Origin of the sequence: Bradyrhizobium sp. Leo170 (assembly GCF_004296405.1) — a bacterium.
Taxonomy (GTDB): Bacteria; Pseudomonadota; Alphaproteobacteria; order Rhizobiales; family Xanthobacteraceae; genus Bradyrhizobium.
The window spans coordinates 1-8,523 of sequence record NZ_PSRR01000363.1 but is presented as its reverse complement, the minus strand read 5'-3'; the positions used below and the strand labels follow the sequence as shown (position 1 = coordinate 8,523).

The following is an 8,523-nucleotide window of genomic DNA, read 5'->3' as shown; positions in this document are numbered from 1 at the left end:
GGGCAAAGCGCAGCGTGCCCACCTTTCTTGCAATGTGGATGGTGGGCACGCTTCGCTTTGCCCACCCTACGGCAGCCCACGCCAGGACTTGTCCCGGGCGTCCACGTCTTTACAGTCGCGCGCATGACAAGACGTGGATGGAAACGGCCATGAGTGCTCTTCCCGACATTCCGCTCCCCTCAGGCATACGCTCCCGCTATGTCGACGATATCAACGGTCTGCGCATGCATGTGCTCGAGGCCGGTTTCGAAACCAAAGGCCGGCCCTGCCTCCTGCTGCTGCACGGCTTTCCCGAGCTCGCGTTCTCCTGGCGCAAGGTGATGCCTGCGCTGGCTGAGGCCGGATATCACGTGATCACGCCGGACCAGCGCGGCTACGGCCGCACTACCGGCTGGGATGGCGACTATGACGGCGATCTCGCGTCGTTTCGTCTCCCCAATCTGGTGCGCGATGCGTTGGGGCTGGTGTCGGCGTTCGGCTACAAACACGTCGATGCCGTGATCGGGCATGACTTCGGCTCGTCGGTCGCGGCGTGGTGCGCACTGATCCGGCCGGATGTGTTCCGGGCGGTGACAATGATGAGCGCGCCGTTCGGCGGTCCGCCGTCGTTGCCATTCGACACCGCGGATGCGCCGGCGAAACCTGCGACGGAGGACCCGGTGCATCGCGAGCTCGCGGCATTGCCGCGACCGCGCAAGCACTACCAATGGTACTACTCGACGCGCGAGGCCAATACCGACATGTACCGCGCACCGCAGGGCGTGCATGATTTCCTGCGCGCCTATTACCACCACAAGAGCGCGGACTGGAAAGACAACAAGCCCTACCCGCTGCAGTCCTGGTCCGCGGGCGAACTGGCAAAGCTGCCGACCTATTACATCATGGATCTCGCCGAGGGCATGGCCGTCACGGTGGCGAAGGAGATGCCGTCGGCCGCGGAGATCGCTGCCAATCAATGGCTGCCCGACCATGAGCTTGCGTTCTACAGCGCCGAATACGAGCGCAACGGCTTCCAGGGCGGCTTGCAGTGGTATCGCTGCGGCATCTCCGGCGCGTTCGTCTCAGAACTGCAGATATGGTCGGGCCGCACCATCGACGTGCCCTCCTGCTTCATCTCCGGCCGGCAGGACTGGGGCACCTACCAGCGGCCTGGCGTGTTCGAGACGATGCAATCGAAGGCCTGCAGCAACATGATCGGCTGCCATCTGGTCGATGGCGCCGGCCATTGGGTGCAGCAGGAGCAGCCGGCGGAGGTCAGCCGGCTCCTGCTCGCATTCCTGCGCGACGCGCGCGGCGGAAGGTGATTGACGCGGTAGCCAAGGCCTCCTAAGTAGTTTAGAATAATTCTAAACTAGATGAGAAGGCGGCTCCGTGAAGAACTTTGCCGATCTGACCGAGCGCGAAGTGCTGGCGGTTGCGATCGCCTCCGAGGAGGAGGACAGCCGCATCTACATGACCTTCGCAGAGGACCTCGCCGAACGTTATCCAGATACTGCAAAGATCTTCGAGCAGATGGCCGAGGAGGAACGCGGCCACCGGCATCGGCTGCTTGAGCTCTACGAGCAGCGGTTCGGCCCGCATCTGCCGCCAATCCGCCGCGAGGACGTAAGGGGCTTTCTGCGCCGCCGCCCGATCTGGCTGACCAAGAACCTGCCGCTCGACACCATCCGGAAGGAAGTCGAGACGATGGAGCTGGAGGCCGAACGCTTCTATGCCAAGGCCGCCGAACAGGCCCAGGATGTCGGCGTGCGCCGCCTGCTCGGCGATCTCGCCGAGGAAGAGCGACACCACGAGAACCTCGCCGTCCGGCTGACCGACGATATCCTCAAGCCCGACGTGCGCGCCGAGGAGGACCGGACCCGGCGGCGCATGTTCGTCTTGCAATATGTGCAGCCCGGACTCGCCGGACTGATGGACGGTTCGGTCTCGACATTGGCGCCGCTGTTCGCCGCCGCCTTTGCCACCCACCAGAACTGGCAGACTTTCCTGGTCGGCCTCGCCGCCTCGATCGGTGCCGGGATCAGCATGGGATTTGCCGAGGCGCTGTCCGACGATGGTTCGCTGACCGGGCGCGGCTCGCCGTGGCTGCGCGGCCTCACCTGCGGATTGATGACGACGCTCGGCGGCCTCGGCCACACCCTACCCTATCTCGTTCCCGATACCTGGCCGAACGCGTTCTGGATTGCGACCGCTATCGCCAGCATCATCGTGTTCTTCGAATTGTGGGCGATCGCCTTCATCCGCTCGCGCTACATGGACACGCCGTTCCTGCAGGCGGTGTTCCAGATCGTGCTCGGCGGCGCCATCGTTCTCGGTGTCGGGATTCTGATCGGCGCCGCGTAGCTCAGCAATCCCTGTCAAGCACTGGTACCGTCAGATCGGCGATGATCGTCGGCGCATCACGCCGTGACGTCTCACGCTTGCGGCGGTCATGCAAAGTGACCATCATTGTTGCAGCACCGCCATCACATCAGGAGTTCGCCTTGGCCAAATCGCAATGGAGCTTCAAGACTGCGATCGAGATATCGGCGGCGCTTGCCGCAAAGCAAGTATCCGCGGTCGAACTGACGCAAGATGCGATCGGCCGGATCGAGCGTCACGATGCGAAAATCAATGCGGTCTGCGTGCGCGATTTCGATCGCGCGTCGGCGGCGGCGCGCGCCGCCGATGCCGCACTTGCCCGCGGCGAACAAAAGCCGCTGCTCGGTATCCCCATCACGGCGAAGGAATCCTACAACGTCGCCGGGCTGCCGACGACCTGGGGCATTCCCGAACAGAAGAATTTCACGCCGACCGAGGACGCACTCTCGGTCGCGCGGGTCAAGGATGCCGGCGCGGTCATCCTCGGCAAGACCAATGTGCCGCTCGTCCTCGGCGACTGGCAGAGCTACAACGACATCTACGGCACCACCAACAACCCCTACGATCTCGGCCGCACACCGGGCGGCTCGTCCGGCGGATCATCGGCCGCGCTCGCCGCAGGTTACGGGCCGCTCTCGCTCGGCTCCGACATCGGCGGCTCATTGCGCGTGCCGGCATTTCATTGCGGCGTCTATGCGCACAAGCCGACCTACGCGCTGGTGCCGTCGCGCGGTCACACGCCGCCTCCGTTGCCGCCGCTGCCGTTCAACCGCGATCTCTCGGTGATCGGCCCGATGGCGCGCAGCGCGGCCGATCTGACGTTGTTGCTCGATGCGATCGCTGGCCCCGATCCGCTCGACGCCAGTGCTTACCGGCTCGAACTGCCGCCGCCGCGACATGCCGCGCTGAAAGACTTCCGCGTGCTGCTGATCGACACAGATCCGGTGATGCCGACGGATTCGGTGGTACGCGGCTCGATCGAAAGACTCGCCGCCAACCTCGCCAAGGCAGGCGTCAAGGTCGAGCGCCAGAGCAAGCTGTTGCCGGACTTCGCCGCATCGACCCGGCTCTATATGCGGATACTGATGTCGTTCCTCGCCGCTTCCTTCGCGCCCGACGTCCATGAGGGGGCCAAGCAGGCCGCCGCGGCGCTACCGGAGAGCGATACCAGCCTTGCCGCCGAACGGCTGCGCGGCATCGCGCTCAGTCATCGCGACTGGGTAATGGCCGACGGCGGCCGCACCCGGCTCCGCGCACAATGGCGCGAATTTTTCAAGACATTCGATGCCGTGATCTGTCCGGTGATGCCGACGCCGGCCTATCCGCACGACCATTCGCCCGAGCAGGAGAAACGCCGCATCATGATCGACGGCAAGGAACACGTCTATCCAGACCAGCTCGCCTGGCCCGGAATCGCGACGCTGCCCGGGCTTCCGTCAACAGCGATACCGACCGGCTTCGCGCCGGATGGATTGCCGATCGGCGTACAGATCGTTGGGCCCTGGCTCGAGGATCGCACGCCGCTGAAACTGGCTGAACTGATCGAGCGCGAATTCGGCGGCTTCGTGCCGCCAAAGATGTTTAACGATTAGCGTCATTGCGAGCCACCGGGTCGGCGCGAAGCGCCGCCCGATGACAGGCTCCGCGAAGCAATCCACCCATCCACACTCGCGGAGGCATGGATTGCTTCGTCGCTTCGCTTCTCGCAATGACGGGAACAAGGAGGAATACAAATGACCAACGACATCGACGAACTCACCGCGCTCAATCGCGACTATGTCGCCTCGGTGCAGAATTGCGACGTCAGGCGCTTCGATGGGATCCTGGCGCCGGAGTTCTATTGCACAAATCCCGACAAATCGCTGGTCGACCGCGTCGGCTTCCTTGAGCAGACCGCGAGGCGGTGGCGATCAGGAACCTGCAGGCGCATGATGTAAAGATCCGCATCATGGGCGACTTCGCCATCATCCATGGGGCAACCAGCTACACCACGCCGGAAGGGCAGCAGGCGCAGGGGCGATACACCGATTGCTGGGCAAAGCAGAACGGGAAATGGCTCGCGGTATCGGCGCATGTGACGCGGTGACGCGTAGCCGTCATTGCCGGGCTTGACCCGGCAATCCATCGCTAACAAGGGCGTCTTTGCGAAGATGGATGGATGCCCGGGTCAAGCCCGGGCATGACGGACAGAGAGTGCCTCAGCTATCAAACATGATCACGCTGCGGAGCGTCTTGCCGGCTTTCATATTGGCGAAGCCTTCGTTGATCTCGGACAGTTTCAGCTTGGCCGAGATCCAGTCCTCCAGGTGCAATTTGCCGCGCATGTAGAACTCAACCAGCCGCGGCATGTCGACGCGGAAATGGTTGGAGCCCATCGACGAGCCCTGGATCCGGCGCTCGCGCAGGAAATCGAAGCCGTGCAGTTCGATCTTCTGGCCGAACGGGATCATGCCGACGATGGTCGCGGTGCCGCCGGGCGCGAGCATGCCGAAGGCCTGCTCCGCAGTTTCCTTGCGGCCCAGCACCTCGAAGGAATGATGCACGCCGCCGCCGGTGAGCTCACGCACCTGCTGCACCACGTCGCCATTCCTGGGGTCGATGATGTCGGTGGCGCCGAGCTTGGTCGCGAGCTGCAATTTCGCCGGATTGGTGTCGATCGCGATGATGCGGCCAGCACCCGCGATCTCGGCGCCGTTGATCGCGGCCATGCCGACGCCGCCGCAGCCGATCACCGCCACCGTCTCGCCGGCCTGCACCCTGGCGGTGTTCACGACAGCGCCATAGCCGGTGATGACGCCGCAGCCGATCAGGGCTGCGAGCTCGAGCGGCATGTCCTTGCGGATCTTCACGATTGCATTCTCATGCACCAGCATCTGCTCGGCAAAGGACGAGAGATTGAGGAACTGGTTCAACTTCTCCGGCCTGTTCCATTGCAGCCGGTTGGAAGCGCCCGGCAGCATCTTCACGGTGGTGTCGGTACAAAGCACCGTACGTCCGGTGGTGCAGTTGTCGCAGGTGCCGCAGAACACCGAGAGGCAGGTCACGACGTGATCGCCGGGCTTCACATAATTCACGTCGGAGCCGACCTTCTCCACCACACCCGCGGATTCATGGCCGAGCACGGCGGGCAGCGGATGCGGGTAGAGTCCCTCCATGAAGTGCAGATCGGAATGACAGAGGCCGGCGACGGAAGTGCGGATCAGCACTTCGCGCGGTCCGGGATTAGGCAGGCTGACGTCCTCGATCACGAGCGGCTTGTTGACTTCGTACAGGACGGCGGCCTTCATCGGTGTTTCCCCTCTGTTGTTTATCGTTGCGTCTATCTTGTCGCGACGCTCTCTCCACCTCTCCCGAAGGGAGAGGTGGAAGCGGCAGCCTACGCTGCGGCAAGCAATTCGCCAACCTCGGCCATGCCGACGGCGCGGTCGCCGAGCAGGTGATCGGTGATGGCGCGCGATACGGTATTTTCCGTCAGCCGGAACGGATCATGGGCGGCAACGCGATGGTCGATCACCAGGCGCGACAGCAATAGCCGCCGTGCATCGCCCCGCATCTCGTCGATGCGCCCGCCTTCCCAGGCGAGCGTCACCGCGCTTGCGACGTGATAGAGCAGGCTGGTGGCGCGCCGTGCTTCCGCTTCGTTGTCCATGCGGCCGGCGACTTCGCGCGCAAAGCCGATGGAGCGGTCGGTGAGTTCATGCAGGCGGCTGCGCCAGGCCTGCGGCACATTGGCGCTGTCGTCGAGCCGCGCGTGCAGGTCCGCGGCAAGCGCCGCATCGGCGCCATGCCGGCCAACCGCGCGCTTCAACGCGTCGATCGCGACGATGTTGCCGGTGCCTTCCCAGATCGAGCCGAGATGCGCGTCGCGCAGCAACCGCGCGGTGACAAATTCCTCGATGTAACCGATGCCGCCGCGCATCTCCATCGCATCGCCGCAGACCTTTCGCGCATCGCGGGTGGCACGGAATTTCAAGGTCGGCGTCAGGATGCGCAGCAGCGCCGCCGCGTCCTGACTGCCCGCTTCGGCACGGTCAAGCGCATCCGCCGTTAAGAAGCTCATCGACAGCGCCTGCTCGGTCGCGAGCATGATCTTCATCAATTGCCGCCGCGCCAGCGGCAGGTCGATGATGCGGCTGCCGAACACGACGCGGCCCTTCGCCACTGTCATCGCATCATGATACGCACGGCGCATCAGCGCGGTCGACTTGACGCCGTTGGAGAGCCGCGACGAGTTGACCATCTCGGCCATCTGCACGAAGCCGCGGTCGAGCTTGCCGACCGCATAGGCGATCGCGCCTTCGAGCTTGATCTCGCCCGAGGCCATCGAGCGTGTGCCGAGCTTGTCCTTGAGCCGCACGATCCGGTAGCGATTCTGCGAGCCGTCATCGAGGAAGCGTGGCATCAGGAACAGGCCGACGCCGCGCGTGCCGGGGCCGGCGCCTTCCGGCCGCGCCAGCAGCATCACGACCTTGGCGTCCGCATTCGAGCAGAACCATTTCTCGCCATAGAGGCGCCAGTGATCGCCTTCCTGCACCGCAGTCGTGGTCAGCGTGCCGACGTCGGAGCCGCCTTCCTTCTCGGTCATGAACTGACCGCCTTGCGTCAGCTTGCTCATGTCGGTCTGGGTCAGGCCGTCCAAGTATTTTGCCTTCAACGCCTCGCTGCCGAAATTCGCCAGCAGCTTCGCGCAGCCGTCGGTGACGTTGATCGGGCAACCCATGCCGAATCCGGTCTGGTTGAACAGGAAGGTGAAGGCGTGTTTTGCCACCACAGGATATTTGTCCGGCCAGCCCAAAATGCCCTTGCGGATCGACATCGCATGGATGCCGAACTCACCGAACGCGGCCTCCTCCAATTCGCGATAGGCCGGGTGATATTCGATCCACTGCACGTCGCGACCGAACTTGTCGCGCTGGTGCAACACCGGCACATGGCGGTCGGCGAGCCGTGCACATTCGTCGAGAGGGCCGCCGGCGAGCGCGCCCAGCCGATCGAGATGCGGCTCGATATGGCGAAACAGCGCCTCCGGCAGATGCAGTCGCAGCAGGTCCTGAAGCGCCGGATCGGCCTGATAGAAATTCATGCCCGAGGTATCGGGCGCGAGCAGGCCCGGCTGGTTGGCGATATCGGCGTTCGGATGTTGTTTCAGTGGCTGCATTGAAATCTCTAGTTCGTTTCCTCATCTGTTGGATGAGACTATCGCACATCGAATGCCGGGATGTCGCCCCATACGGTTGCGGCGAGAGAGCCAATTTCGCCGCAGCTTCCTGCCAAAGCAAAATCTTCTCCGGCAGCTCAAGGAAAGCTCATGGAAACCCCGAAATACAAGATTGCCCTGATCGTCGGTGTCGGCGAAGGCCTCAGCGCCTCGCTGGCGCGGTTATTTTCGCGCGAAGGAATTCGCGTGGCGCTGGCCGCGCGGCAAATCGAAAAACTCGGCGCGCTCTGCACCGAAACCGGCGCGCGTGCCTTTGCCTGCAACGCAACGGACGCCGACGAGGTTGAACGTCTGTTCGGCCTGGTCGAGCGCGAGATCGGAACGCCCGATCTCGTGGTCTATAACGCGAGCGCGCGGGCGCGCGGCCCGCTGATCGACCTCATGCCGGCCGAGGTCGCCAACGCAATCGCGGTCTCGGCCTTCGGCGGCTTCCTGGTGGCGCAGCAGGCAGCAAAGCGCATGCTGCCGAACAAGCATGGCGCGATCCTGTTCACGGGGGCTTCGGCCAGCGTCAAAGGCTATGCACAATCGTCATCGTTCGCGATGGGCAAGTTCGCGCTGCGCGGACTGGCGCAGAGCATGGCGCGCGAACTATCGCCAGAGGGTATTCATGTCGCGCATTTCGTTATCGACGGCGGTATCCGCAGCAAGACGCGCCCTGATCCGGAGGACCGTCCGGATTCGATGCTCGATCCCGACGCGATTGCTCTGAGTTACTGGAACGTGCTGCAGCAACCGCGCAGCGCCTGGACCTGGGAGATGGAGCTGCGTCCCTGGGTGGAGAAGTTCTAGCGCGCGCTGTCGTCCCGGCCTTGAGGCGGGACCCATAACCACAGGGAGTTGTTGTGGTGCGGGCAAGTCACCCCGTCATTGCGAGCGCAGCGAAGCAATCCATGCCTCCACTTGCCGTGCGATGGATTGCTTCGCTGCGCTCGCAATGACGG

Annotated in this window: 6 protein-coding genes and 1 pseudogene; 5 read left to right on the top strand and 2 right to left on the bottom strand. The window is 63.8% G+C overall.

Annotated elements, in window-relative coordinates; genetic code table 11:
- Nucleotides 1-149 precede the first annotated feature (149 nt).
- From CWO89_RS36915 to CWO89_RS36900, 4 genes and pseudogenes are all read left to right on the top strand, one after another.
- On the top strand, nucleotides 150-1,304 hold the full coding sequence (locus CWO89_RS36915) for an alpha/beta hydrolase (protein ID WP_130583296.1): 1,155 nt from the start codon (nucleotides 150-152) through the stop codon (nucleotides 1,302-1,304).
- Between the two features lie 67 nt (nucleotides 1,305-1,371).
- Nucleotides 1,372-2,343, top strand: a complete 972-nt coding sequence (gene mbfA, locus CWO89_RS36910) for an iron exporter MbfA (protein ID WP_130583295.1) — start codon at nucleotides 1,372-1,374, stop codon at nucleotides 2,341-2,343.
- A gap of 140 nt (nucleotides 2,344-2,483) precedes the next feature.
- Complete coding sequence (locus CWO89_RS36905) at nucleotides 2,484-3,953, top strand: amidase (protein ID WP_130583294.1); 1,470 nt, start codon at nucleotides 2,484-2,486, stop codon at nucleotides 3,951-3,953.
- Nucleotides 3,954-4,094: 141 nt separating this feature from the next.
- A pseudogene (locus tag CWO89_RS36900) lies at nucleotides 4,095-4,447 on the top strand (nuclear transport factor 2 family protein).
- 112 nt (nucleotides 4,448-4,559) lie between these two features.
- Here the strand turns inward: CWO89_RS36900 and CWO89_RS36895 are convergent.
- Both CWO89_RS36895 and CWO89_RS36890 read right to left on the bottom strand, forming a co-directional pair.
- A complete protein-coding gene (locus CWO89_RS36895) occupies nucleotides 4,560-5,648 on the bottom strand; it encodes a Zn-dependent alcohol dehydrogenase (RefSeq protein ID WP_130583293.1) in 1,089 nt (362 codons plus the stop codon).
- Nucleotides 5,649-5,737: 89 nt separating this feature from the next.
- Nucleotides 5,738-7,519, bottom strand: coding sequence for an acyl-CoA dehydrogenase family protein (locus tag CWO89_RS36890; protein ID WP_130583292.1), 1,782 nt, complete (start codon nucleotides 7,517-7,519; stop codon nucleotides 5,738-5,740).
- 150 nt (nucleotides 7,520-7,669) lie between these two features.
- Here CWO89_RS36890 and CWO89_RS36885 point away from each other — a divergent pair, with 150 nt between their 5' ends.
- Complete coding sequence (locus tag CWO89_RS36885; protein WP_130583291.1) at nucleotides 7,670-8,371, top strand: SDR family NAD(P)-dependent oxidoreductase; 702 nt, start codon at nucleotides 7,670-7,672, stop codon at nucleotides 8,369-8,371.
- Nucleotides 8,372-8,523: the final 152 nt, after the last annotated feature.

Coding starts and splice junctions, on each gene's coding strand:
- CWO89_RS36890 (WP_130583292.1), bottom strand. CDS start 7,519: ATGCAGCCACTGAAACAACATCCGAACGCCGATATCGCCAACCAGCCG.
- CWO89_RS36885 (WP_130583291.1), top strand. CDS start 7,670: ATGGAAACCCCGAAATACAAGATTGCCCTGATCGTCGGTGTCGGCGAA.
- CWO89_RS36915 (WP_130583296.1), top strand. CDS start 150: ATGAGTGCTCTTCCCGACATTCCGCTCCCCTCAGGCATACGCTCCCGC.
- CWO89_RS36895 (WP_130583293.1), bottom strand. CDS start 5,648: ATGAAGGCCGCCGTCCTGTACGAAGTCAACAAGCCGCTCGTGATCGAG.